This is a genomic window from Pseudoalteromonas prydzensis, assembly GCF_011050055.1.
Taxonomy (GTDB): Bacteria; Pseudomonadota; Gammaproteobacteria; order Enterobacterales; family Alteromonadaceae; genus Pseudoalteromonas; species Pseudoalteromonas prydzensis_A.
This window is the reverse complement of sequence record NZ_DRGM01000159.1, coordinates 1-23,417: the sequence shown is the minus strand read 5'-3', so window position 1 is coordinate 23,417 and position 23,417 is coordinate 1. Positions and strand designations below refer to the sequence as shown.

Genomic DNA, 23,417 nt, shown 5'->3' with positions numbered 1-23,417 from the left:
GAGCGTCGACAAGAACTAGAAAAACTACAAGGCGACATTCGCTTTGAAGCAGAAAAGTTCAAACGTGAAAGCACCACCATGAGCCAAGCGCAAAAAGATGCGTTACGTGAGAAAGTGGAAGGCATGCAAAAAAATCTTGCTGAAAAAGGCCGTCCTTTAGAGCAAGAAATCAAAGTACGTCAAAACCAAGAGCTTGCTAAAGTACAAGGTATTATCATCAAAGCAATCGAAGATATCGCTAAAGATGGCAAATATGATGAAGTTAAAGTTAAAGATACCACTATCTACTTTAACCCGAAAACGGTTGTTGATTTATCAAGTAAAGTTGTTGATAAAGTAAGTAAGCAATAGAACTGATATATGCATAATTATACGCTTTCGCAGATTGCGGAACTTCTAAGCGCCGAACTTGACGGTGATGGCGCTTTAGAAATCTCAACAATAGCTACACTTGCAAATGCCCGCTCTGGGCATATTGCATTTTTAGCGAATAAGAAATATCGCTCACAATTAGCAGAAACACAGGCTAGTGCTGTGATCCTATCTGCTGCTGACGCCGAGTATTATCAAGGTAATAAGCTTATCGTTGCGAACCCCTATGTTTGCTATGCGAAATTAGCCCAGTTACTCGATACCACGCCACGTTCCGCATCACAAGGTATTCACCCCACTGCGGTGATCCATCCTGATGCTACTGTTGCAAACACCGCGGCTATTGCAGCTAATGCGGTGATTGAAGCTGGTGCTGTGATTGGTGATAACGCGCAAATAGGTGCTAATTGCTTTATTGGTGAAAACACCAAAATTGGCAATGGTACAAAACTGTGGGCAAATGTCAGTGTTTACCATGATGTCGAAATTGGTAGTGATTGTTTATTTCAATCAAGTAGCGTGATCGGCAGTGATGGCTTTGGTTATGCAAATGATAAAGGCCAATGGATAAAAATCCCTCAGCTTGGTCGCGTGATCATTGGTGACAAGGTTGAAATTGGTGCCGGCACCACGGTTGATCGCGGCGCGATTGACGACACGATTATTCACAGCAATGTGATTATCGATAACCAATGTCAAATTGCTCACAATGTAGAAATTGGTTCAGGCACTGCAATTGCAGGTTGTACCGTGGTAGCTGGTAGTACCACGATTGGTAAAAATTGCCAGATTGCGGGGCTTGTAGGCATAAATGGTCACATAGATATCTGTGATGGTGTTATACTTACGGGTATGAGCATGGTAACTAAAGCGATTTCAGAACCTGGTGTTTATTCATCGGGGTTGCCACATTCTTCCAATAAAGAGTGGCGTCGTAACATTGCTCATTTACGTAATTTGCCAGAGATGAAAGTCCGCCTTAAAGCGCTAGAGACTCTGACTAAGTCATTAAACGTTGATAATTGATAAGGATGCTATTTTGGCAAACGAATTAAATAGCCTAGATATACAAGAAATTTTAAGCTTACTTCCGCATCGTTACCCGATGCTACTGGTTGACCGTGTACTTGATTACACTCCGGGTGAATCATTGCATGCGATTAAGAATGTAACTTTTAATGAACCTATCTTTACTGGCCACTTTCCAAACCAGCCTATTTTCCCTGGTGTATTAATTTTAGAAGCCATGGCACAGGCAACCGGTTTATTAGGGTTTAAAACAGTCGAAAATCGCAGTGAGAATGAGCTATATTTATTTGCAGCGATAGACAATGCGCGTTTTAAACAGCCTGTTACTCCTGGCGATACTATGCATTTGCATGTACAGTTTTTAAAAGAGCGTCGTAATATTTGGAAGTTTGCAGCAGAAGCAAAAGTCGATGGCAAAATAGTATGTAGTGCCGAAATCATGTGTGCGAGAAGAGAGCTTTAATTGTGATCCATCCTACAGCGATAATCGAACCAGGTGCAAAGTTAGGCAATAATGTCTCAGTTGGCCCGTATAGCTACATTGGCAACGATGTAGTGATTGGCGATAACTGCATTATTGAATCTCACGTTGTGGTCAAAGGTCCATCAACAATTGGTTCAGGCAATCATATATTTCAATTTGCGTCTGTAGGCGAAGCTTGCCAAGACAAAAAATACAATAATGAGCCAACCACGCTTATCATTGGTGATAACAATGTCATTCGTGAATGTGCCACCATCCACCGAGGTACGATTCAAGATCAAGGTGTAACTAAGATTGGTAGCAATAACTTGTTTATGGCTTACACTCACGTCGCTCATGATGCAGTGATTGGTGATAACGTTATTTTTGCTAATAATGCCTCTGTGGCGGGCCATGTACATATTGGTGACTGGGTTATCTTAGCGGGTAACTCAGGTATTCATCAATTCTGTAAAGTGGGGGCACATGCCTTTGTAGGTATGTACTCTGGCGTAAACAAAGATGTGCCACCGTTTGTCACAACCATTGGTACGCCAGCGGGCCCAGTTGCAATCAACACCGAAGGCATGAAGCGCCGTGGTTTTGAAAGCGATGAAGTGATGGCAACGCGTCGTGCTTACAAAACTCTTTACCGTAAGAGCTTAGGTGTTGAAGAGGCACTTGCAGCCTTGAGTGAAGACGCTGCAAAATATCCTGCAGTGCAACTGATGGTTGATTTTGTGAAAAACTCAGAGCGCGGTATTATTCGTTAATAGTGTGCTCTATTAAAAAAGCCACCGATTATCAATAATAATCGGTGGCTTTTTTGTTTTTATAGCAGTTAATTCAGTTGATACCTGCTACTTTTATGGATTCTAAGGGAGCGTTGAATTTTGATTAAACCACTTTTAATTAGCTTATCACTGGCTATTTTAGCTGGCTGTAGTAGCTCGCCTGCAAACTATGCTGAAACAATCACGGGTGTTACTGAGCAAGGAAAGGCCAGCTTTTATGCCGATAAATACCATGGTCGGCTGACCGCAAGTGGTGAAAAGTTTGACCAACAAGCCATGACGGCGGCTCACAAACAACTCCCGTTTAACAGTAAAGTTAAAGTCACAAACACCGCAAATAACCGTGCTGTGGTTGTTAGAGTCAACGATCGCGGCCCTTTTATTCGTGGTCGTATCATTGACTTAACAAAGCATGCCTTTGAGCAACTAGCAGAGCCGAACTTAGGGGTTATTAACGTAACCGTTGAAGTGATTGATTAAAACCGTGTGATCAAGTTCACGTAATCAGCGTGCTCTGTTAATAATTGCTGATGGGTTGCAATCGCTTTTACCTGCCCTTGCTCTAACCAAATCACTTTATCCATATTGGCAAGTAAGGCTGGATCATGAGTTATGCTGATCACAGTACAGTGCTGCATGCTGGTTAATATCGCATCCATAACCTGATGTTTAGATTGATTGTCGAGTCCTTCGGTCGGCTCATCAAGCACTAAAATTGCTGGCGCACGAAGTAGGGCTTGTGCTAACGCTAAACGCCGAGATTGTCCGCGAGATAAGCTTCTGCCACCTGTGCCTAAGCGGGTGTCTAACCCTAGTTTTAACTCGCTAAGCCAATCACCTAACTGTGCTTGTTGACAGGCTGTACGCATTTGTTGTTTAGTTGCTGAGGGCGCCGCATAGCGTAAATTTTCAGCAATAGTGCCATCAAAAATATGGTGTTGTTGCGCAACGATATTCACCAGTTCGCAGCGATTTTGCTGACTAATGGCGTTAATAGCGATGGTTTTGTCTGCCGAGGTTAGGTTTATTGCCCCGTTTTGCTGTGGCCATAAACCACTGAGTAAATTAACCAGAGTACTTTTACCGCTACCACTTTGACCGACAATAGCCACTTTTTGCAGTGCTAAAATTGTAAAATTGATATTGTTTAGCGCAACAGTATCGCCGTGATAACAATAGCTAAGTTGTTTAAATTCCAGCCCTAAAGGTTGCACAGCCACTAGCTCGCCTGTGTTGTTAGTCGTAGGGCGCAGTTTATCTTCTAAAGCAAAAATACGTTTTGCAGCGCTGAGCGCTACGGGCAATTGGATAAACGCATTGGGCAGTGTTAACACCGTTTCAAAACTAGCGAGTACAAACAAGCTGAGCATGGCTAATTCAACATTCACCATAGCCCCGCTATAAACCAGTGGTGCGATTATCAGCATAGCACCGAGCATACTCAGTTGTACTATCAGCAGGGATAAGCCATTACTGGTTGCCTCTGCATTATGGCGTGTAAATAATTGCTGATTATAGCGCTCACTGGCTGTACGGCACTGTTCAACTTGCTGTTCAGTGGCTTGGTAAATAGCCAGCTCTCTGAGGCCGCTTAAAGTATCAGATAACTCTGCGCGTAACGTGGCTGAGTATTTGGTTTCGAGATCCGCGGTTTGTTGCAGTTGCTTACTTAACATTAATGGTAGTAGCACGCCCACGAATAGCAGCGCAATAAAGCACAGCAGTGCAACATTGGCGTTATATGCGCTCATAAATATCAGCACAATTGGCACGCTTATTAACGCAACAATCATCGGTAATAACACGTTTAAATAAAATTTATCGAGCGCTTCTACATCATTTTGCATACGGTTAAATAGATCGGCGCTGCGGCTCATCGCTAAATCAACATTGCTTAGCTGGCTTAGCGTGTTAAAAACACTGACACGAATTTCACTTAACAGTAAAAAGGTGGCGTTGTGGGTTACTAATCGCTCGCCGTAACGAGAGGCCGTTCTTACGATGGCTAAAAACCTAATAGTGCCTGCAGGCGTGAAGTAGTTCATCTGTACGCCAGCTAACCCAGCTGCCGCCATCGCTGCTAAAAACCAACCAGAAATAGCCAGTAGGGCAACGTTAGCCAGTACGGTCAGAGTTGCTAAAAAAGCGCCTAATAGCATAGCACCTAGGTGCGGCTTACATAATTTAAGTAAGCGCATAAAGTCAGCCATTTTGTGTGCTCCTTGCATTAACTAAATCAAACAGTGCGCCATGCTGATTGAGCAGGCTTTTAAAGTCGCCTTGTTCAATCACGCTGCCATCTTTCATTATCAGTATTTGTTTGGCGTGCTCGATAGTATTTAAGCGATGGGCGATCACCACAACAAGGTGATCCTGCGCGTATTGATTAATCGCTGTTTGCACTAGTTGCTCGGTTTGGCTATCAAGGTGTGCGGTGGGTTCATCAAGCACTAAAATGGGCGCTTGTTTTAAAAATGCCCGCGCTAAAGCAATGCGTTGCTTTTGCCCGCCAGAGAGCCCTTCGCCTTGCTCACCAATGTGAGTATCAAACCCCTCTGGTAATGCATTTATAAACTCAAGAGCGCCAGCTTGCTTGGCTGCGGCTGCTAATTGTGCGGCTGTGGCATCCGGTTTTGCGAGTAATAAATTGGCCTTAATGCTACTGAACAGTAATGTTGGCTGCTGTGGGATCCAGGCAATATGTTGCTGCCATTGGCTAATATTAGATTGGCTTAGCTGCTGCTGATCAACCGTGATGGCTGTGATCACCTGCGGATGAAATCCTAATAAGCAATCAACTAAGGTGCTTTTTCCTGCGCCACTTTGACCAACAATGGCATACAAGCCGGTGCCTGCAAAGGTGAGGTTAATATTTTTAACCCCTTCATTACTGTCTGGGTAGTGAAAGTTTAAATTGTTAATATGCAGCTGTTTGATGCACTCTAAGCTGAATGGAGACTGTTCTTGCTGCTGGGAGGGTGATTGGTTATCGTCACCAACAATGGGTTCATTCAATATTTTTAGCATATCTGTCGCAGCACTAATGCCTTCTAACTTGGCATGGTAATGACTGCCCAATTGCCGTAGCGGTAAATAAAATTCCGGTGCCAGTAATAGCACCACAAAACCAGTGGCAAAGTCTAAAGTGCCAAAAAACAACCGAAAACCGATGATCACAGCCACCAGTGCTACGCTGATAGTGGCTAAAAACTCCAGCGCAAAGGACGATAAAAATGCAATTTTTAGCACGCTTAGAGTCGCATGGCGAAAGTCATCAGAGATTTTGGCTATTTGTTTTAATTCACGCTTTGTGGCATTAAATAACTTAAGTTGTGTAAGCCCTTGAAGCCTATCAAAAAAGTAATTACCTAACACGGCCAATTGTTGCCAGCGTTGTTGATTAAGCTGCTCAGCTTGGTGGCCAACTAAAATCATAAAAAACGGAATAAGCGGTGCGGTAAATAAAAAAATCAAACCGGCTTTCCAGTCAGTGGGGAAAATCACCATCAAGATAGCTAGAGGGATCAATGCACTGTAAGCCACACTGGGTAAATAATTAGCGTAATAATCGTGCAGCGCTTCAACACCATTATGCAAGGTATTTAAGGTTGCGCCATGGCCGTGTTGTTCAATATAGCTTGGCCCGAGTAGTGTTAGCTTTTCAAGTAGTGTATGGCGCATCGCGGTTTTAATTTTAAGCGCAGCTTTGGCACTGATACGCTGGGAAAACCCAAGCAGTATCGCGCGCGCGAGTATCAGTGCTGCTAATGGCCAAAGTAAAGGGGTGATGGTCGCTAAATCCGCGTGTTGAAACATCACTAAATGAATCGAGCGGGCCACCAAGTAAGCACTGGCAATCATCAATAGGGCATTAAAAGTGCCTAATGCAATACTGATTTTTAACAGACTACCGGCGTGATCAGAATGGGTTTTTAAAAACGCGCGCAACGTAGTTTGTTGCGCGCGATTTGGTCGGGGGTTAGTCGTCATTTTGGCGATTAAGCCTATCGTGTAATTCTTGTTCGTCGTCTGCGATACTGTCTTTGTTTTGACCAAATTCATACCACATAACGTTGATCACACCTAACGTACAGGCTAATAAAACACCGAGTATCCAAGCAAAATACCACATAAGTTAGATCTCCTTAATAACTGCCATGGCTATTATTTTCAATTTCTTTAACGGTCACTTTGCGCCACATTTTTACATAACACCATGTGGTGTAGCATAAAATAAGTGGTACAAAAATAACAACCGCAACAAACATAACATTCAAGGTCATATGACTCGATACCGCATCCCATATCGTTAAGCTGATATCGGGGTAATTACTTGATGGCATAATAAACGGGAACAATGACATGCCAGCGGTTAAAATTACCCCCGCAAGCATCAAACTAGTGCAAATTAGTGCTAAAGCGGGTTTATTTATTTTTGAAAATAACCATGCAGCTGCCGCCATCGCAAAGGCGACGACAGGGAATGCAATACTCAATGGGATAGTTTGGTAATTATTTAACCATGCTCCCGTTGCTGTGCTGACCGTTTTATCCAGCGGATTAGCAAAGCCTTGTTTATCACCCATAGAGACGATTTGATAGCCATCAAGGTTTGCAACCCAGATACCAGCAACAGCAAACAATACGATGAAGATTAACAATGCATAACGACCATATTGCGCTGAGCGGCGAGCAACATCACTGTCAGTACGCAGCTGTAACCACATACCGCCATGGGCAAGTAACATAGTGATACTAATTATTCCTGCTAGTAGTGCAAAGGGATTAAGTAGCGCAAAGAAAGACCCTTGGTAACTTGTTCTAAGGTATTCATCAATGCTAAACGGCACGCCTAAAAATAGATTACCAAAGGCTACACCAAATACCAGCGCAGGAATGGCACTGCCGGCAAATAAGCCCCAGTCCCAATTGTTGCGCCAGCGTAGTGAATCAACTTTGCTACGATAATCAAAACCTAACGGTCTAAAAAAGAGCGCAAATAACACCAACATCATGGCAAAGTAAAAACCTGAAAATGCTGCTGCATACACCATCGGCCACGCTGCAAATAAGGCACCACCGGCGGTGATAAACCATACTTGGTTACCATCCCAATGTGGGCCGACCGTATTGATCACCACACGGCGTTCGCTGTCGGTTTTACCTACGAGTTTGATAAGCATAGCGACACCCATGTCCATACCATCGGTGATAGCAAAACCAATCAGTAGTACACCGATGATCACCCACCAAAGTAACTTTAACGTTTCATAATCGAAAATCATGATTTTGCTCCTTGCTCGTCAGTTAGTTGGTCGTGATTTATATGTTGATCATGTTCAAAATGGTATTTACCAGTATGCAATGAACTAGGGCCTAGCTTCACAAAGCGCAACATCAGCCAGCCTTCAACAATCGCAAGGCCGGTATAAAATACGATAAAGCCAGTTAAACTAATCAATATATCATTGACAGTCAGTGACGAGGTGGCCAAAAAGGTCGGCAGTATTTCTGAGATTGCCCAAGGCTGGCGACCATACTCTGCAACTATCCAACCAAATTCAATGGCTATCCATGGCAGAGGAATACTCCACACTGCAGCCCATAATAGCCAGCGTTTTTGTTCAATCACGCGATGCGCATTGTAATAAAAAGACAGAATAAATACGCCCAGCATAATCATCCCACAGCCAACCATAATTCTAAATGACCAAAACATCGGGCCAACTTTAGGGAATGAATCTTTCACCGCTTGTTGAATTTGTGCTTCGGTCGCATCCACTACATTTGGGGTGTAACGTTTCAGCAATAAGCCATAGCCTAAGTCGGCTTTGAGGGTGTCAAACTTAGCAATATTCTCTGGCGTATCATCACCACCGCGCAGCTTCTCAAGGTATTTATACGCAATCATACCGTTACGAATACGCACTTCGTGTTGTTTTTCTAAATCATTAATGCCGATGACCTGTTCATCGAGTGAACGAGTTGCAATAAGCCCCATTACATAAGGGATCTTAACGGCGGCATGAGTCACTTGTTGTTCTGAATCGGGAATACCGACTAAGGTAAAAGCAGCGGGAGCAGGTTCGGTATGCCATTCCGCTTCAATGGTCGCTAATTTAACTTTTTGTACTTCGCCTACTTCATAGCCGGACTCATCACCGAGTAAAATAACACACAGAATTGACGCTAAACCAAAACCAGAGGCAACAGAAAACGAACGTTTTGCAAAGGCGAGATCGCGACCTTTTAGGATATACCAACTACTAATACCCAGTACAAACATAGAAGCTGCAACATAACCCGCAGACACCGTGTGTATAAACTTAACCTGCGCAACGGGGTTAAATACCAGTTCAGCAAAACTGGTCATTTCCATACGCATTGTTTGATAGTTAAATTCAGCACCGACCGGATTTTGCATCCAACCATTGGCGACTAATATCCACAGCGCAGACATGTTAGTACCAATAGCCATTAAAAAGGTGGCACCTAAATGTTGGCGTTTACTGAGTCGCTGCCAGCCTAAAAAGAACATACCAACAAAGGTCGATTCTAAAAAGAATGCCATAAGCCCTTCAATCGCAAGGGGTGCGCCAAATACATCGCCCACATAATGAGAGTAATAAGACCAGTTAGTACCAAACTCAAATTCCATGGTAAGGCCAGTCGCGACCCCAATGGCAAAGTTGATACCAAATAATTTACCCCAAAACTTGGTCATATCTCGGTAGATCTCTCGACCGGTCATCACATAGACCGACTCCATGATCACTAAGATCCAAGTCATTCCTAGGGTCAGTGGTACAAATAAAAAGTGAAACAGGGCGGTGACAGCAAACTGTAATCGCGATAGATCCACAAAGGTTTCATCTATCATTTTTTATAGCTCCTTGTATGTGCGGGCGAGTCACAAAACAAATAAAGTAAGCAAAAGTTATTTAATGAAGTTTCAGTAATTATTGAAACTTTATGCATTATTCTCTTTTGGTTAATTATTGTCAATCACAAAATGAGTAAATCCTTAGTCCCCTTGTGAGTATTGCAACGCGTTTTGTTAGCTTTAGTAAGTGAAACACAGAGTTTAACTATTTACCAATATATGATTGAAAAACAGACAAATAGTTTTAGTTGTATCAGTAAAGGTACGTTTGCGCAGGTTTCTATAATTTATTCAAGCTGTGTCATTTAATCACATTAAAAAACACGCTAGACTAGGGCGTATGAGCGTCTTGTTGACTTGTGAATAAAAAACAACCATGAATAAAGATAAACAGCCACTGCGTATAGCGATTGTAGTTGGAGAGCTTTCCGGCGATATTTTAGGCGAGGGCCTAATTAAAGCGTTAAAAAAACGCTACCCAGATGCCATTTTTGAAGGTATCGCAGGGCCAAAAATGCAGGCGCAAGGCTGTAACAGCTTATTCGATATGGAAGAGCTTGCCGTAATGGGGTTAGTTGAAGTGCTAGGCCGGTTACCGCGGTTATTAAAAATTCGCAAGCAACTAGTCCAACATTTTATTGATAACCCGCCTGACGTTTATATAGGTATTGATGCCCCTGATTTTAACTTACGGGTTGAAAAGCCGTTAAAAGATGCTGGCATTAAAACTATTCAGTATGTAAGTCCATCAGTGTGGGCATGGCGTGAAAAACGTATTCATAAAATCAGCGCTGCAACCAACATGGTATTGGCGTTATTACCGTTCGAAAAAGCCTTTTATGATAAGCACAATGTACCTTGTACGTTTGTCGGCCACACACTCGCTGATGATATTGCCCTTGAACATGATGACAGTGGCGCACGCCAACAACTGGGTTTAAGCCAAGATGATAAAGTACTGGCATTGTTACCGGGCAGCCGAGGCTCAGAAGTCGGCTTGCTGAGTGAAACTTACCTGAAAACGGCAGCCGGTTTACAGGCTAAAAACCCTGATTTAAAAATAGTGGTGCCGCTCGTTAACGCGCAGCGTAAAGCACAATTTTCAGCTATTTTGGCAGCTACCGCACCGCAGCTGAATATTCAATTGTTAGATGGCCAATCAAACCTTGCTATGCAAGCGGCAGATGTTATTTTAATTGCGTCGGGTACCGCGACCCTCGAAGGGATGCTGTATAAAAAACCTATGGTAGTCGGCTATAAAATAAAAGCCCTCAGTTATTGGATATTTAAAAGCTTGTTCACTTTTAATATTAAATATTTTTCACTACCAAACTTATTAGCTGACGAAGAACTAGTGCCTGAATTTATGCAGCATGATTGCAGTGTTGAAAACCTAACGGATGCCCTTGAGCCGATGTTAAATAGCGATAATAATGAATTAAAAGCACGCTTTTTAGCTATTCACCAGCAAATACGCTTAAACGCCAGTGAGCAAGCAGCAGCGGCTGTTGCGGAGATTATAAATGCAAATTGAACGCCCCAACTTTGAGCTTATCGCAGGTGTTGACGAAGTAGGCCGCGGACCATTAGTCGGTGATGTAGTAACTGCAGCTGTGATACTGGACCCAGCAAAACCAATTGCAGGCCTTGCTGATTCAAAGAAGTTGACCGATAAAAAGCGCCAAGCATTGGCTGTCGAAATAAAAGAAAAAGCCCTGTGTTGGTCAATTGGTCGTTGCAGCCCAACCGAAATAGATGAATTAAATATTCTCCATGCCACCATGCTGGCTATGACTCGCGCAGTCGAAGGATTAAGCACCGCACCGGAATTTGTATTTGTTGATGGTAACCGCTTACCCGCACTTACTATGCCTGCGCAAGCAGTTGTTAAAGGAGATAGCTTAGTTGCAGAAATTTCAGCGGCATCCATTATTGCTAAAGTGGCCCGTGATGATGAAATGATTGCGCTTGATAAACGCTATCCAGAATATGGCTTCGCGGGTCATAAAGGTTATCCAACCAAGGCGCATTTTGCTGCCCTTGAACAATACGGCGCCATTAGTGAGCATCGTAAAAGTTTTAAACCAGTGCAACGTGTACTGGCAATGCAGGAGAAGTAATGGCAGCGCCAGATTTTGTCCACCTGCGGGTGCATTCTGACTTTTCGATGGTCGATGGTTTAGCGAAAACTAAACCGATCGTAGCTAAAGCGCAAGAGCTGCAATTACCGGCATTGGCGATTACCGATCAAATGAATTTATGTGGCTTAGTACGTTTTTATGATAGTGCCCATAATGCCGGTATTAAACCCATTGTTGGTGCTGATTTTTGGCTGCATAGTCCTGAATTTCCTGAAGCGCCTTGCCGGTTAGTTATTTTAGCCAAAGATAACGTCGGTTATAAAAATCTCACACTACTAATTTCAAAAGCATACCAACGCGGGCATTTATTTCACCGTCCAGTGATTGACAGAGAGTGGCTGATTGAGCACAAAGAGGGGCTTATTTTACTCTCTGGCGGCAAAGACGGCGATTTAGGGAAAGCGCTATTAAAGGGCAATCCAGCCACGGTTGAGTCGGTAGTTAGTTTTTATAAACAGCATTTTAGTGATCACTACTATATTGAGTTGATACGTACCAAGCGTACGCAAGAAGAAGACTATTTACACTTAGCGGTCGAGCTTGCAACCGTTGAGCAACTGCCAGTAGTGGCTACTAACGAAGTGGTGTTCTTAAAACCTGAAAACTTTGAAGCCCACGAAATCCGCGTAGCAATTTTTGACGGCTATACGCTCGATGATAAGCGCAGGCCAAAGCGTTTCTCTGAAGAACAATACTTAAAAACCCCAGAGCAAATGGCCGAGTTGTTTAGCGATATTCCAGAAGCGCTGCAAAACAGTGTGGAAATCGCCAAGCGTTGTAATGTGACGGTGCAGTTAGGGACGTACTTTTTACCTGATTACCCAACTGGCTCATTAAAAATTGAAGACTTCTTAGTTAAAGTTTCAAAAGATGGCCTAGAAGAGCGCCTGCAGTTTTTATTCCCTGATGAAGCTGAGCGCATAGAAAAACGCGGTGAGTACGACGAGCGTTTGCAAATCGAGCTCGATGTAATTAACCAAATGGGTTTCCCCGGTTACTTCTTAATCGTAATGGAGTTCATTCAGTGGAGTAAGGATAACAATATTCCAGTAGGGCCTGGGCGTGGTTCTGGTGCGGGTTCACTCGTGGCTTATGCACTAAAAATTACCGACTTAGATCCGCTCGAGTTTGACTTACTGTTCGAACGATTCTTGAACCCTGAGCGTGTATCGATGCCGGATTTCGACGTCGATTTCTGTATGGATAGACGCGATGAAGTAATCGATCACGTATCGGCGTTATATGGTCGGGATGCGGTATCGCAGATCATCACTTTTGGTACCATGGCGGCGAAGGCGGTAATACGTGATGTTGGTCGGGTGCTTGGTCACCCTTATGGTTTTGTTGACCGTATTTCAAAATTGATCCCGGGCGACCCTGGTATGACGCTTGCCAAAGCGTTTGATATTGAGCCACGCCTGCAAGAAGCCTACGATGGCGATAGCGAAGTAAAAGACTTAATCGATATGTGCCGCATCCTCGAAGGGTGTACACGTAACGCCGGTAAACACGCCGGTGGTGTGGTTATTTCGCCGACTACTATTACTGATTTTGCCGCACTGTATTGTGATGATGAAGGTAAGTTTCCGGTTACCCAGTTTGATAAAAATGACGTAGAAACAGCAGGTTTAGTTAAGTTTGACTTCTTAGGTCTGCGAACCCTGACCATTTTGCAGTGGGCAGTTGATATGACCAACGAGCGCTTAACCCGAGAGGGCAAAGAGCCGATAGATATCAACACCATAGCACTGGACGACCAAAAAAGTATCGACCTACTGTTAAGGGCAGAAACCACCGCGGTATTCCAGCTCGAATCACGCGGAATGAAAGATCTGGTTCGGCGCTTAAAGCCTGACTGCTTTGAAGATATGATAGCCTTGGTTGCCTTGTTTAGGCCTGGGCCACTACAATCGGGCATGGTAGATAACTTTATCGACCGAAAACTCGGCCGTGAAGAAATCTCATATCCAGACGCACAGTATCAGCATGAAAGCTTAAAACCGATTTTGGAGCCGACTTACGGCATTATCTTGTATCAAGAACAAGTAATGCAAATTGCACAGGTACTAGCAGGTTACACCCTAGGTGGCGCCGATATGTTACGTCGTGCCATGGGTAAGAAAAAACCAGAAGAGATGGCCAAGCAGCGTTCAACCTTTGAAGATGGGGCGCGAAATAACGGTATTGACGGCGAACTGGCGATTAAAATCTTCGACTTGGTAGAGAAGTTCGCAGGTTACGGTTTCAATAAATCGCACTCCGCAGCCTATGCGTTAGTGTCGTACCAAACGCTATGGATGAAAACCCATTACCCCGCTGAATTTATGGCGGCGGTGATGTCGGCTGATATGGATAACACCGAAAAGATCGTCACCTTGGTTGATGAATGTGAGAATATGAAACTCACCTTATTACCGCCAGACGTAAACGCCGGTGCCTATAAATTTACAGTAAACCTCAAAGGTGAAATTGTTTACGGTATTGGCGCGATCAAAGGGGTCGGTGAAGCGCCTGTTGACGCAATCTTAGAAGCGCGAAGTGCCGGTGGGCCATTTAAAGATCTGTTTGATTTTTGTGCGCGGGTAGATTTAAAGCGTATCAATAAACGTGTAACCGAAAAATTGATTTACGCAGGTGCACTTGATCAACTTGGTCCTGAAAAAACGCAACCAGCGCGTGCTACGTTATTGGCGAGCTTAAAAGATGCCATGCGCGCAGCAGATCAACATCATAAAGCGGAGTCGTTAGGACAAACCGATTTATTTGGCCTGCTTGCTACAGAGCCCGATGAGGTTGAACAAGCCTTTATAAAGGCCACGCCACTGACCGATAATCAATGGCTTGATGGTGAAAAAGAAACCTTAGGTTTATACCTAACGGGGCATCCGATAAATCAGTATCGTAAAGAGCTGAGATATTACACCAGTGGTAAATTAGTGGATTTGCAGCCAACTAATCGTGATGTGCAATCTACCGCTGCAGGCCTAGTGATTGCAGCGAGAGTGCTGGTAAACAAAAAGGGAAATCGCTGGGGACTTGTAACTTTAGATGACAAGAGTGCCCGTATTGATGTACGCTTATTCCCAGAACAGTTTGAAATGTACCAAGATATGCTGCAAATCAACAATATCTTGGTAATATCTGGACAGGTCAGCTTTGATAACTTCTCTGGTGGTATTACAATGACCGCCAGAGACATCTGCACCATCGCGCAAGCGCGAGAAAAACGGATTAAAGCGATTAAAATGACGCTAAATATGGTGCAAATCGAAGCGAACTTCTTCGAAAATTTACAAAAAGTACTCGAACCTTATAAGTTTGGTACTTGTCCGATTAAGGTTTACTACCAGCGTCCAGATGCGCTGGCACAGTTAACTCTCGGGACAGAATGGTGTGTTACGCCTAGTGATGACTTAATTCATAAGTTATCGTTAATGGCGGCGCAAGATGTAGAACTAGAATTTAACTAATTAGGTAGTTTAGAGCATGAGCCTCAATTATCTTGATTTTGAGCTTCCAATCGCAGAATTAGAAGCAAAAATTGAAGAGTTACAAAATATAAGCCGCGCTGGCGATTTAGACCTTGAGTTAGAAGAGGAAGTCAGTCGATTAAAAGAGAAAAGTGCCAAAATGAAAGAGGAAATATTCTCTAAATTAGGTGCTTGGCAGGTTTCTCAGTTAGCCCGTCATCCGTTGCGTCCTTATACTCGAGATTATATCGAGCGTATTTTCACGGAATTTGACGAGTTTGCTGGCGATCGTACTTTTGCCAATGATCCGGCAATTTTAGGCGGTGTTGCACGTTTTGAGGGCCAACCAGTGATGGTTATTGGTCAACAAAAAGGCCGTGATACAGCTGAAAAAATCAAACGCAACTTTGGTATGCCAAAGCCTGAAGGTTACCGTAAAGCATTACGCTTAATGGAAATGGCAGAGCGTTTTAAAATGCCAATTATGACCTTTATCGACACCCCAGGTGCATACCCAGGTGTTGGCGCTGAAGAACGTGGCCAATCTGAAGCAATCGCCCGTAACCTTAAAGTGATGGCAACATTAAAAGTGCCAACAATTTGTACGGTTATTGGTGAAGGCGGCTCAGGTGGTGCTTTAGCCATTGGTGTAGGGGATCGTGTTAACATGTTGCAGTACAGCACTTACTCGGTGATTTCACCAGAAGGTTGTGCATCAATCTTATGGAAGAGTGCTGACAAAGCCCCTCTTGCTGCAGAAGCGATGGGTGTAACCGCTGAACGTGTTAAAGAGCTTGATTTGATCAACAGCTTAGTTGAAGAGCCATTAGGTGGCGCGCACCGTAACTACGAAGGTATGGCGCGTAACCTGAAAAATCAACTTAAGCGTGACTTAGCTGACTTACAAGCGCTATCGCTGGATGAGATGCTTGATCAACGCTACAAACGTTTAATGTCATTTGGTTATTGTTAATAAGCCAATTGATGAAAAAAAGCCGCTGTTGCGGCTTTTTTGTTTTAAAATGCGTGAGAGCTAGGAGCTATTCGGCTTAAGCTAATCAACCACCTATTTAGCGACTTTAATTAATGCATGCAACGTCTTTATATCAACAAGTAAAAAATGCCATTACGCCTTATATCGATGAGCACAAAACCGCATTTACAGTGGCGCTCTCCGGTGGTGTGGATTCTGTGGTATTACTGCATGTAATGAATGCGCTAAAAGCAGAAATACCGCAACTGCAATTAACCGCAGTATATGTTAATCATGGTTTAAGCCAGTACGCCGATGATTGGCAGGCATTTTGTAAAAAGCGATGTGATGCATTAGATATTACGTTTTATGCAGCACAAGTAAAAATTACCAATAAATCACGTACCAGTTTAGAACAGCTCGCCCGCGATGCTCGTTACCAAGCGCTTGATCAAATTAGCCCAAGCGGCAGTATTATTTTGCTCGGGCAGCACCTCAATGATCAGCTCGAAACGTTTTTACTGCGCTTAAAACGCGGCTCTGGTTTACAAGGCTTAACCTCAATGCGGCAAACTCGCGCCTTGAGTTCAGGGCGAGAATGCTTAAGACCGCTACTACATTCAACCCGCCAAAGTATTGAGCAATTCGCCGCAGACTTTAATCTTGAGCATATTACCGATGACTCAAATAGTGATGAACGCTTTGATCGTAATTTTATTCGTCAGCAAATAGTGCCACTGCTGAGTGAACGTTTTAAAGGTTTTGAAAATAGCGCCGCGCGTAGTGTGAGTTTATTGCAACAGCAGCAAGATCTGCTCGACGAATACACACAGCTAGATTTACAGCAATGCCAAAACAATCAGCAAGGATTAAGTTGTTTACAGCTGGCACACTTTAGTGCTGCACGCCAAGCAAATGTACTACGCTGTTGGCTTGGGCAATTTACTACATTGATGCCATCACAACAGCAAACGTTGCAAATACTCAGCCAAGGGTTAACCGCGCAGGCTGATGCTCAGTTGCTTATTCAGTTAGCGCAAGGGCAAGTGCGACGTCACCAACAGTTTTTATATTTTGTCCGTGAGATAGCCACTGCGCATAGCCAATTAATAACCGATGAAAAGCAACTACTGTCAGATGGTCGCACTTTGATACAATTAGCGGGCGAAGGAATTAGAAAACCACTGCCTGATGAACAGGTTTATGTACATTTCAATTGTCCACAAGCACGTATCAAACCACGTAAAAAACCCGGTCACAATACGCTTAAACATTGGTTTAAAGACGCTAAAGTAGCGCCTTGGCTGCGTGCTAATGTGCCGCTTATTTTTTATAACGAACAATTAGTGTATGTTGTTGGGCATTTTATAAGTGCTGAGCACTATCAACAGGAAGGTATCTTTTGGAACATAAAAACATGACCAAGCCACAGCCCCACGTTGGCTTATCGCTTGTTAATAAAGCACCGTTAGGACTTGTGATCACAGCATTAATCGCTGTAACTGCTACGTTTATGTTTGAATTACCATTAGTCACGTTAGCTTATGCTATTGCGGGAGGATTACTTTGTGCGGTGATACTAATTGCTTATTGGTTAGGTAAAGGCGGGCTATTTTTTATTGTTAGCGTGAGTATTCCACTGTTAATGGTTATTGTGATGCCATTAACAACAATGGCTGCTTTATTGTATTTAATTAGTGGTTTCTTTTTTGGTTTTTGCTTAGCACTATTAGGCTATAAGTTATTAGCCAAGTCAAAAAAGTTAGTTTAAGTATCAAAGTAAAGCCTAGCGGGGGAACTAGGCTTACCTTTAATTAATACGCTCTTGCGCAATTTCTACCGGCGGCTTTTGCTTTGTACAGGCCTTTATCGGCGCGGGCAAAAATACCATTTTTACAGTCTTGGCTGCTTGCAAGCGTAAAACCTATGCTGGTGGTTACTTGGTATTGCTTCATTAAGTTAGATTCAGTAACTAATCGCATTACTCGCTGTGCTATCACTTTGTTAGTGGTAAACTCAGGATCATCAATTAATACCGCAAATTCATCACCACCAAAACGAAACACAGAATCAGTACCACGAATACTACTACACAATACATTCGCAAACTCTTGTAATACATCATCGCCAATTTTATGACCATAGTTATCATTGACTTGTTTAAAGTTATCTAAATCTAACAACATTAAGCTAAATGGACGATGGTGACGGCGGCAGCGTTCTAATTTTTGCGCCAAAATATCATTAAACTGACTGCGATTATTAAGCCCTGTTAAGGTATCTTTAGTCGCTAGTTTAAGTACGCGGCTATACATTAATGCATTACGTAACGGATAAACCAGTGCGCTGTGTAAACCAATTAGCTTTTGTTCAATATTGCCCGACAGCGGGTATTGGCAAAAATAGATAAGTTGGCCTAAATGTTCACTATTTATATCCAAATCAAATGAGTAAGGCGGTTTGCTATTGTCGCTGTCTGTAATTTGAGCAACCCCAAGGGATGACTGAAACTGCAATCCTGAAAAATTCATAATTTGTTTTGCATGCGCAGCATAAATAGTGAGCAGCTCTTCTAAATTTAAGGTAGTTTGCAATTTCTCAAGCAAACTATGAATCGCAGTCGGATCATTATTGCGGTAATGCTCTGCCGAAAACGGCAGAAACTCGCCACGCGCTGAGATACGTTGCGTCAAAATATGGACATTTTCCACTGTTTTCTCCCCCTAGGAGTGTGTTGTTACTTTAACTAAGCGATTTTTGTGCCACTATTCCAAACTGGCTGAAAAACAGATAGTTGCTATAGTTAACTCTTAAGCAGCTAAAATTTTGACGGTATTGCAGCAATATAAAGGGGAGGTGTGTTTGCAAAGTATGTTGGCCCAAATATTTGGCTTATTACTGGCTGCTGTGGTGCTGGTATGGTTATTTAAACGCATTGGCTTACCGCCGATCCTTGCATACCTCGCTACCGGTGTTTTAGCCGGAGGCCATGGTATTGGCTGGATGGCGCAAAGTTATGAGATGCATTTTGTTGCCGAGCTTGGCATTGTTTTTTTACTGTTTAGCCTAGGACTGGAGTTTTCTGTTGGCCGCTTAATGGCGATGCGTAATATTGTATTTGGCTTAGGCACATTGCAAGTGGTGATCACCACCTTGGTGTTTATGCTGATTTTATTGCTCATGGGTTTATCAATTTTGAGCAGCTTTACTATCGCTACATTAATGGCGCTGTCATCAACGGCGGTGGTGGTTAAATTATTAAAAGAATCCGGTGAGCTTAAACAGCGGCGCGGGCAACTCGCTATCGGTATGCTGTTATTTCAAGATATTGCAGTAGTGCCATTGCTGATAACGTTACCCTTATTAGCGCAAAGCAGTGGCACAGAAGGTATCGCCTGGGCACTGACTTTCGCTTTAACCAAAGGCGCGTTTGTTTCCCTGTTACTGTGGGCTATAGGTAAATGGGTGCTGCCAAAAGTATTTAGTGAAGTTGCGTTAATGCGCACCGATGAGTTATTTGTTTTAACCACGTTATTAGTTGCTTTATTTGCCGCAGGACTAACTTATTTATTTGGCTTATCAATGGCACTGGGTGCTTTTTTGGCAGGGATGATGTTAGGTGAAAGTCAATATCGGCACCAATTAGAAGCCGACATTCGGCCATTTCGCGATATTTTAATGGGGTTGTTTTTTGTTACGGTAGGCATGCAGCTCGATGTTTTATTTGTGTTGGGCGTATGGTATTGGATTGTCGCCGCGCTTGCGCTAATGTTGCTACTAAAAATTGGCGTTATTACTTTTTTAGCGCAATTAATGGGCGAGCGCAAACAAGATGCTGTTGCTGCCGGTATTATGTTATGGCAAATGGGTGAGTTTGGTTTTGTATTAATTGCCCTTGCTACTAAGCATCAGCTATTAGCCTCAGAGCATGCTTCATTTTTAATTGCCATTGCTGTTATGTCGATGGGTTTAACCCCTTATTTAATCGAGCGTACGCCTTGGTTATTAAAGCAGCTTGGGTTATTAAACAATCCCCACAGTGAATGGCAGCAGCAACCCAACAGCAGTACCTTGTATCAAAATCATGTGGTGATCTGTGGATTTTCACGGGTTGGGCAAACGATTGCGCGGTTTTTAAAGCCAGAAGCAATCGAATATGTAGCCGTAGAAAGTAATCCAATTCTTGTACAAGAGGCCAAAGCGGCAGGCGAGCCGGTTATTTTTGGTCATGTAAAACAAAAAGATATTTTAAAATCAGCAGGCGTTGAACGAGCGCGATTAGTGATCATTACGTTTACTGACTTTGAACATGCGCAAGTCGTGATCGATGCCATCAAACAAATAGCCCCAGAAGTGAAAATACTGGTACGCATGCGCGACGATAGTCAGCTAGACGCACTTAAAGAACTTGGCGTGACCGAGGTTGTACCAGAAACACTCGAAGCGAGTTTAATGCTGGTGTCGCATGTGTTATCTATGTCGGGGGTGCCGATGTCGCGTATTATCCGTCGAGTCAGTAAAGAGCGGCGTAATCGCTATCAATTTTTACATGGTTTTTTTGCCGGTGATAAATTTGATAATGAAGAAAGTAACGCCGAGCGACTCGAGTATTTACACGTAATAGCACTGCCCGAGCATGCCTTTGCGGTGGCAAAAAATATCAGTGAATTAGGGCTTGAAAAACGCCGCGTATCGGTACGGGCATTGCGCCGCCAAGACCGCGAAATTGATAGCCCATCAATGAACATTGTGTTACTCGCCGGCGATATTTTGGTGCTGCAAGGTAAACCTCGTCGAGTAGAGCGAGTAGAACGTTATTTACTTGATGGCATTGAATAGTAAAGGCGCCTAATCTAACTCTAAAAACTCGCGTATTTGTGGCAGCTTGCCAATAGCATCTTTATAACCTATCTCAATCAAATGCTGGGTGTAGCGTTTTTCAAACAATAAGTAACTGGTTAAACTCGATTGTGAGCGCTTTTTAACCCCGATCATGCGCAGTAAAACTTTAATTGCCAACGGCATATCATCGTAATACTGCGCGGCAATAGCATTAAAGTTTTCTGATGGATTGACTACAAAGCTGTGTATTTGTTTTAACTCTTGGTGTTTGTCACGCCCAGGTAACAAACCTAAAGTTCGGTTAATTCGTTCAAGGCGCTCAAGATCTGACTGTAAGGTGTCGGTAAATACACTATCGAGCAAGTGACCAGCAATAGACGACAACCCTGGGAAATGGGGTAAATAGCCAGGAGGGTGGGCTTCTTTGGGTTGCTCAACACCAATAATAAATATTTTTTCAGCACCCAAATGCACACTTGGGCTCAGAGGTGACAATTGGTGAATAGAGCCATCACCAAAGTAGTGGTTATACACATTGACACTCGGAAACACCATAGGAATAGCACTGGATGCCATTAAGTGCTCAACGTTAATACGAGTCGCTTGGCCTTCACGTTTAGCGCGCCGCCACGGTGATTGCGTATTGGATTGAAAAAACGCCACAGAGTCACCGGTGGTATAACTCGACGCGGTGATTGACAATGCATCTAAATAATTACGATGCAAATTACGTTCAATGCGAGACAAATCCAAAATATCATTCAGCAACACCCGCAAAGGTTGATTGTTCAATAAACTCGCTGGTGGGTGATTAATATGTTCAGATTGAAAGCTGGTCAGCATATTACGGGTTAAATGACCAAATACACTGATAAAATCACTTTTATAAACCATTGAAGTTGAAAAGTTTTTCCATACAGATTCCAGCTTACGTACCGCCAAATGCGCACACGACGCATAACTTGCCAACGCAGCAGAGTTGATCGCTCCCGCAGATGTGCCATTAATAATAGTAAATGGTAAGGGAGCTGTGCGTGGCATACTCTGAGCAAGGGCTTTCAGTACCCCAACTTGATAGGCCGCACGCGCGCCACCGCCTGTCAGTAGTAGCGCGATTTTTGGTTTATTTTGATTGACCTGCTTGATTTTCATAGTTGCAATTAAACCGCTGAGCGTCTTTACTTTATTTATTAACTGTAAGTCTTTAAGCTAGAAGAATCAAAGGATACCTTAGCTACGTTAATAATTATTAGTGTAGGCTATGAATTAAATCCATTTAGGGTACTCTTACTGTTATCGCATTTTAATATTTATGGAGTTCGTATGTCAGATCAACCATCAGCGTCAGATGTTCAAAAACGTCCACCGAATAATAACCTTTTATTTGCAGGTATCATTTTAATTATTATCATTATTGCTGCAGCGTTTGTGTTGTTAACCTCAAGTGATGAGTCACAAACAGCAACTGAAGTCGAGCAACCAGTAGCAGAGCGCCCCATGATGGAGTTAAAACCTGAGAACGATCCGGTTGTTAATGCCCCATCTGTTAATCCTGAAAAGCCTGCCGATTTAGCCGTGCCAACACCACGTCCAGTAGAGCCTGAGCCGCAAGTAGAACCATTACCTAGTCTTGGTGAAAGCGATCCTGTTGTTGTTGCTAAATTAGACGAATACCTAAGCGATGCCGCTATGAGTTTGGTTATAAACGACGATGTTATTCGCCGTGGTGTGGTATTTATAGATAATCTTGCCAAAGGTAAAATTGCGCAAAAACACACTCCCGTTATTAAGTTAGAAGAAGGCTTTAGTGTGGTAGAGGGTGATATTCTTACTATCGATCCAAACAGCTATGAGCGTTATACCCCTTATGTAAAAATATTCACCAGCATGAGCGCAGCGCAAATCGTGCGTTTATACGATGAATACAAACCGCTGATCAATGATGCGTATGCAGAAATTGGCTATCAAGGGGATGCGTTTAATCAAACACTTGCAGAAGCGATCGAGCTATTGCTGGATACTCCAGAGCCAAAAGGGGATATGCCGTTGCTACGTGATTCAGTAACTTATCAATATGCTTACTCAGAATGGGAACGTCTACCAGCCGCTCAAAAGCAACTGCTGCGTATGGGCCCAGAAAACATGAAAAAAGTAAAAGCAGTATTACGTAACGTAAAAACAGAGTTAGAAAAGCAATAAGCTAGTTAAATCGTTTAAAAAACAGCGCGATTGTATGTTTAACATGCAATCGCACTTTCTTTTTGTGTTTACCCTTGAATAACACAACAAAAGTAGAGATAATCCCTCCCGCGCCAACCAAGGCCCTCAATGGTAGTCTTATTGGTCCTCTCGCAACACTAGCAGGCGAACCTGGTCAGGCCCGGAAGGGAGCAGCCACAGTTTGTGACGTGTGTGCCGAGATGTGGCTGGTAAGACTGCCACCCAAATTC

20 protein-coding genes and 1 other RNA gene are annotated in these 23,417 nt (G+C 43.2%); 14 read left to right on the top strand and 7 right to left on the bottom strand.

Translation table 11 applies throughout. The features are described from left to right. The 5 genes from ENH88_RS15145 to ENH88_RS15125 all read left to right on the top strand — a co-directional run. Positions 1 to 351 (top strand): OmpH family outer membrane protein (locus ENH88_RS15145; RefSeq protein ID WP_304183426.1); only part of this gene is annotated, 351 nt, incomplete at its 5' end. A 9-nt stretch (positions 352 to 360) separates the two neighbouring features. Further along, the gene (gene lpxD, locus ENH88_RS15140) at positions 361 to 1,398 is read left to right on the top strand and encodes a UDP-3-O-(3-hydroxymyristoyl)glucosamine N-acyltransferase (RefSeq protein ID WP_304183425.1); all 1,038 of its coding nucleotides are present in this window, start codon (positions 361 to 363) and stop codon (positions 1,396 to 1,398) included. A gap of 13 nt (positions 1,399 to 1,411) precedes the next feature. Then, positions 1,412 to 1,864 (top strand): 3-hydroxyacyl-ACP dehydratase FabZ, encoded by a 453-nt coding sequence (gene fabZ, locus ENH88_RS15135; protein WP_145240491.1) that lies wholly within the window; start codon positions 1,412 to 1,414, stop codon positions 1,862 to 1,864. Positions 1,865 to 1,866: 2 nt separating this feature from the next. Beyond that, complete coding sequence (lpxA, locus tag ENH88_RS15130) at positions 1,867 to 2,637, top strand: acyl-ACP--UDP-N-acetylglucosamine O-acyltransferase (RefSeq protein WP_304183424.1); 771 nt, start codon at positions 1,867 to 1,869, stop codon at positions 2,635 to 2,637. Between the two features lie 117 nt (positions 2,638 to 2,754). After that, positions 2,755 to 3,138 carry a septal ring lytic transglycosylase RlpA family protein gene (locus tag ENH88_RS15125; RefSeq protein ID WP_304183427.1) on the top strand — a complete coding sequence of 128 codons (384 nt, stop codon included), beginning with the start codon at positions 2,755 to 2,757 and terminating at the stop codon, positions 3,136 to 3,138. Here ENH88_RS15125 and cydC read toward each other — a convergent pair. Genes cydC through ENH88_RS15100 form a run of 5 tightly spaced genes read right to left on the bottom strand, consistent with a single transcriptional unit; the run spans position 3,135 to position 9,538 of the window. Then, on the bottom strand, positions 3,135 to 4,868 hold the full coding sequence (gene cydC, locus ENH88_RS15120; protein ID WP_304183421.1) for a thiol reductant ABC exporter subunit CydC: 1,734 nt from the start codon (positions 4,866 to 4,868) through the stop codon (positions 3,135 to 3,137). The two genes, ENH88_RS15125 and cydC, sit on opposite strands and share 4 nt — an antisense overlap. After that, the gene (gene cydD, locus ENH88_RS15115; RefSeq protein ID WP_304183419.1) at positions 4,861 to 6,648 is read right to left on the bottom strand and encodes a thiol reductant ABC exporter subunit CydD; all 1,788 of its coding nucleotides are present in this window, start codon (positions 6,646 to 6,648) and stop codon (positions 4,861 to 4,863) included. Before cydD ends, cydC begins: the two co-directional genes overlap by 8 nt. Continuing rightward, positions 6,638 to 6,790, bottom strand: a complete 153-nt coding sequence (gene cydX, locus ENH88_RS15110; RefSeq protein WP_064667585.1) for a cytochrome bd-I oxidase subunit CydX — start codon at positions 6,788 to 6,790, stop codon at positions 6,638 to 6,640. The genes cydD and cydX overlap by 11 nt, the downstream gene beginning before the upstream one ends. 13 nt (positions 6,791 to 6,803) lie before the next feature. Further along, positions 6,804 to 7,943, bottom strand: a complete 1,140-nt coding sequence (gene cydB, locus ENH88_RS15105; RefSeq protein WP_304183417.1) for a cytochrome d ubiquinol oxidase subunit II — start codon at positions 7,941 to 7,943, stop codon at positions 6,804 to 6,806. Next, a complete protein-coding gene (locus ENH88_RS15100; RefSeq protein ID WP_304183414.1) occupies positions 7,940 to 9,538 on the bottom strand; it encodes a cytochrome ubiquinol oxidase subunit I in 1,599 nt (532 codons plus the stop codon). Before ENH88_RS15100 ends, cydB begins: the two co-directional genes overlap by 4 nt. Before the next feature lie 379 nt (positions 9,539 to 9,917). Between ENH88_RS15100 and lpxB the strand changes: the two genes are divergently transcribed. From lpxB to ENH88_RS15070, 6 genes are all read left to right on the top strand, one after another. Next, positions 9,918 to 11,075, top strand: coding sequence for a lipid-A-disaccharide synthase (gene lpxB / locus ENH88_RS15095; protein ID WP_304183412.1), 1,158 nt, complete (start codon positions 9,918 to 9,920; stop codon positions 11,073 to 11,075). After that, the gene (rnhB, locus tag ENH88_RS15090; protein WP_304183411.1) at positions 11,065 to 11,661 is read left to right on the top strand and encodes a ribonuclease HII; all 597 of its coding nucleotides are present in this window, start codon (positions 11,065 to 11,067) and stop codon (positions 11,659 to 11,661) included. The genes lpxB and rnhB overlap by 11 nt, the downstream gene beginning before the upstream one ends. After that, on the top strand, positions 11,661 to 15,152 hold the full coding sequence (gene dnaE, locus ENH88_RS15085; protein ID WP_304183410.1) for a DNA polymerase III subunit alpha: 3,492 nt from the start codon (positions 11,661 to 11,663) through the stop codon (positions 15,150 to 15,152). Before rnhB ends, dnaE begins: the two co-directional genes overlap by 1 nt. A 16-nt stretch (positions 15,153 to 15,168) precedes the next feature. After that, positions 15,169 to 16,125, top strand: coding sequence for an acetyl-CoA carboxylase carboxyl transferase subunit alpha (gene accA / locus ENH88_RS15080; protein WP_304183409.1), 957 nt, complete (start codon positions 15,169 to 15,171; stop codon positions 16,123 to 16,125). A gap of 113 nt (positions 16,126 to 16,238) precedes the next feature. After that, positions 16,239 to 17,546, top strand: a complete 1,308-nt coding sequence (gene tilS / locus ENH88_RS15075; protein ID WP_304183406.1) for a tRNA lysidine(34) synthetase TilS — start codon at positions 16,239 to 16,241, stop codon at positions 17,544 to 17,546. Further along, positions 17,543 to 17,896: a hypothetical protein gene (locus tag ENH88_RS15070; RefSeq protein WP_304183405.1), complete on the top strand. Its 354-nt coding sequence runs from the start codon at positions 17,543 to 17,545 to the stop codon at positions 17,894 to 17,896. Before tilS ends, ENH88_RS15070 begins: the two co-directional genes overlap by 4 nt. A gap of 43 nt (positions 17,897 to 17,939) precedes the next feature. Here ENH88_RS15070 and ENH88_RS15065 read toward each other — a convergent pair whose 3' ends face one another. Continuing rightward, positions 17,940 to 18,836 (bottom strand): GGDEF domain-containing protein, encoded by an 897-nt coding sequence (locus ENH88_RS15065; protein ID WP_304183403.1) that lies wholly within the window; start codon positions 18,834 to 18,836, stop codon positions 17,940 to 17,942. Between the two features lie 151 nt (positions 18,837 to 18,987). On the opposite strand from ENH88_RS15065, the gene ENH88_RS15060 reads away from it, so the two are divergent. After that, positions 18,988 to 20,964, top strand: a complete 1,977-nt coding sequence (locus tag ENH88_RS15060) for a cation:proton antiporter (RefSeq protein WP_304183401.1) — start codon at positions 18,988 to 18,990, stop codon at positions 20,962 to 20,964. Between the two features lie 9 nt (positions 20,965 to 20,973). Here the strand turns inward: ENH88_RS15060 and ENH88_RS15055 are convergent, their stop codons facing one another. Beyond that, positions 20,974 to 22,119, bottom strand: a complete 1,146-nt coding sequence (locus ENH88_RS15055; protein WP_304183400.1) for a patatin-like phospholipase family protein — start codon at positions 22,117 to 22,119, stop codon at positions 20,974 to 20,976. A gap of 171 nt (positions 22,120 to 22,290) precedes the next feature. On the opposite strand from ENH88_RS15055, the gene ENH88_RS15050 reads away from it, so the two are divergent. Beyond that, the gene (locus ENH88_RS15050; protein ID WP_304183399.1) at positions 22,291 to 23,166 is read left to right on the top strand and encodes a DUF3014 domain-containing protein; all 876 of its coding nucleotides are present in this window, start codon (positions 22,291 to 22,293) and stop codon (positions 23,164 to 23,166) included. Positions 23,167 to 23,305: 139 nt separating this feature from the next. After that, positions 23,306 to 23,402, top strand: an RNA gene (ffs, locus tag ENH88_RS15045) — signal recognition particle sRNA small type. Positions 23,403 to 23,417: the final 15 nt, after the last annotated feature.

Coding starts and splice junctions, on each gene's coding strand:
- lpxD (WP_304183425.1), top strand. CDS start 361: ATGCATAATTATACGCTTTCGCAGATTGCGGAACTTCTAAGCGCCGAA.
- cydC (WP_304183421.1), bottom strand. CDS start 4,868: ATGGCTGACTTTATGCGCTTACTTAAATTATGTAAGCCGCACCTAGGT.
- cydD (WP_304183419.1), bottom strand. CDS start 6,648: ATGACGACTAACCCCCGACCAAATCGCGCGCAACAAACTACGTTGCGC.
- cydX (WP_064667585.1), bottom strand. CDS start 6,790: ATGTGGTATTTTGCTTGGATACTCGGTGTTTTATTAGCCTGTACGTTA.
- cydB (WP_304183417.1), bottom strand. CDS start 7,943: ATGATTTTCGATTATGAAACGTTAAAGTTACTTTGGTGGGTGATCATC.
- ENH88_RS15100 (WP_304183414.1), bottom strand. CDS start 9,538: ATGATAGATGAAACCTTTGTGGATCTATCGCGATTACAGTTTGCTGTC.
- lpxB (WP_304183412.1), top strand. CDS start 9,918: ATGAATAAAGATAAACAGCCACTGCGTATAGCGATTGTAGTTGGAGAG.
- rnhB (WP_304183411.1), top strand. CDS start 11,065: ATGCAAATTGAACGCCCCAACTTTGAGCTTATCGCAGGTGTTGACGAA.
- dnaE (WP_304183410.1), top strand. CDS start 11,661: ATGGCAGCGCCAGATTTTGTCCACCTGCGGGTGCATTCTGACTTTTCG.
- accA (WP_304183409.1), top strand. CDS start 15,169: ATGAGCCTCAATTATCTTGATTTTGAGCTTCCAATCGCAGAATTAGAA.
- tilS (WP_304183406.1), top strand. CDS start 16,239: ATGCATGCAACGTCTTTATATCAACAAGTAAAAAATGCCATTACGCCT.
- ENH88_RS15070 (WP_304183405.1), top strand. CDS start 17,543: ATGACCAAGCCACAGCCCCACGTTGGCTTATCGCTTGTTAATAAAGCA.
- ENH88_RS15055 (WP_304183400.1), bottom strand. CDS start 22,119: ATGAAAATCAAGCAGGTCAATCAAAATAAACCAAAAATCGCGCTACTA.
- ENH88_RS15050 (WP_304183399.1), top strand. CDS start 22,291: ATGTCAGATCAACCATCAGCGTCAGATGTTCAAAAACGTCCACCGAAT.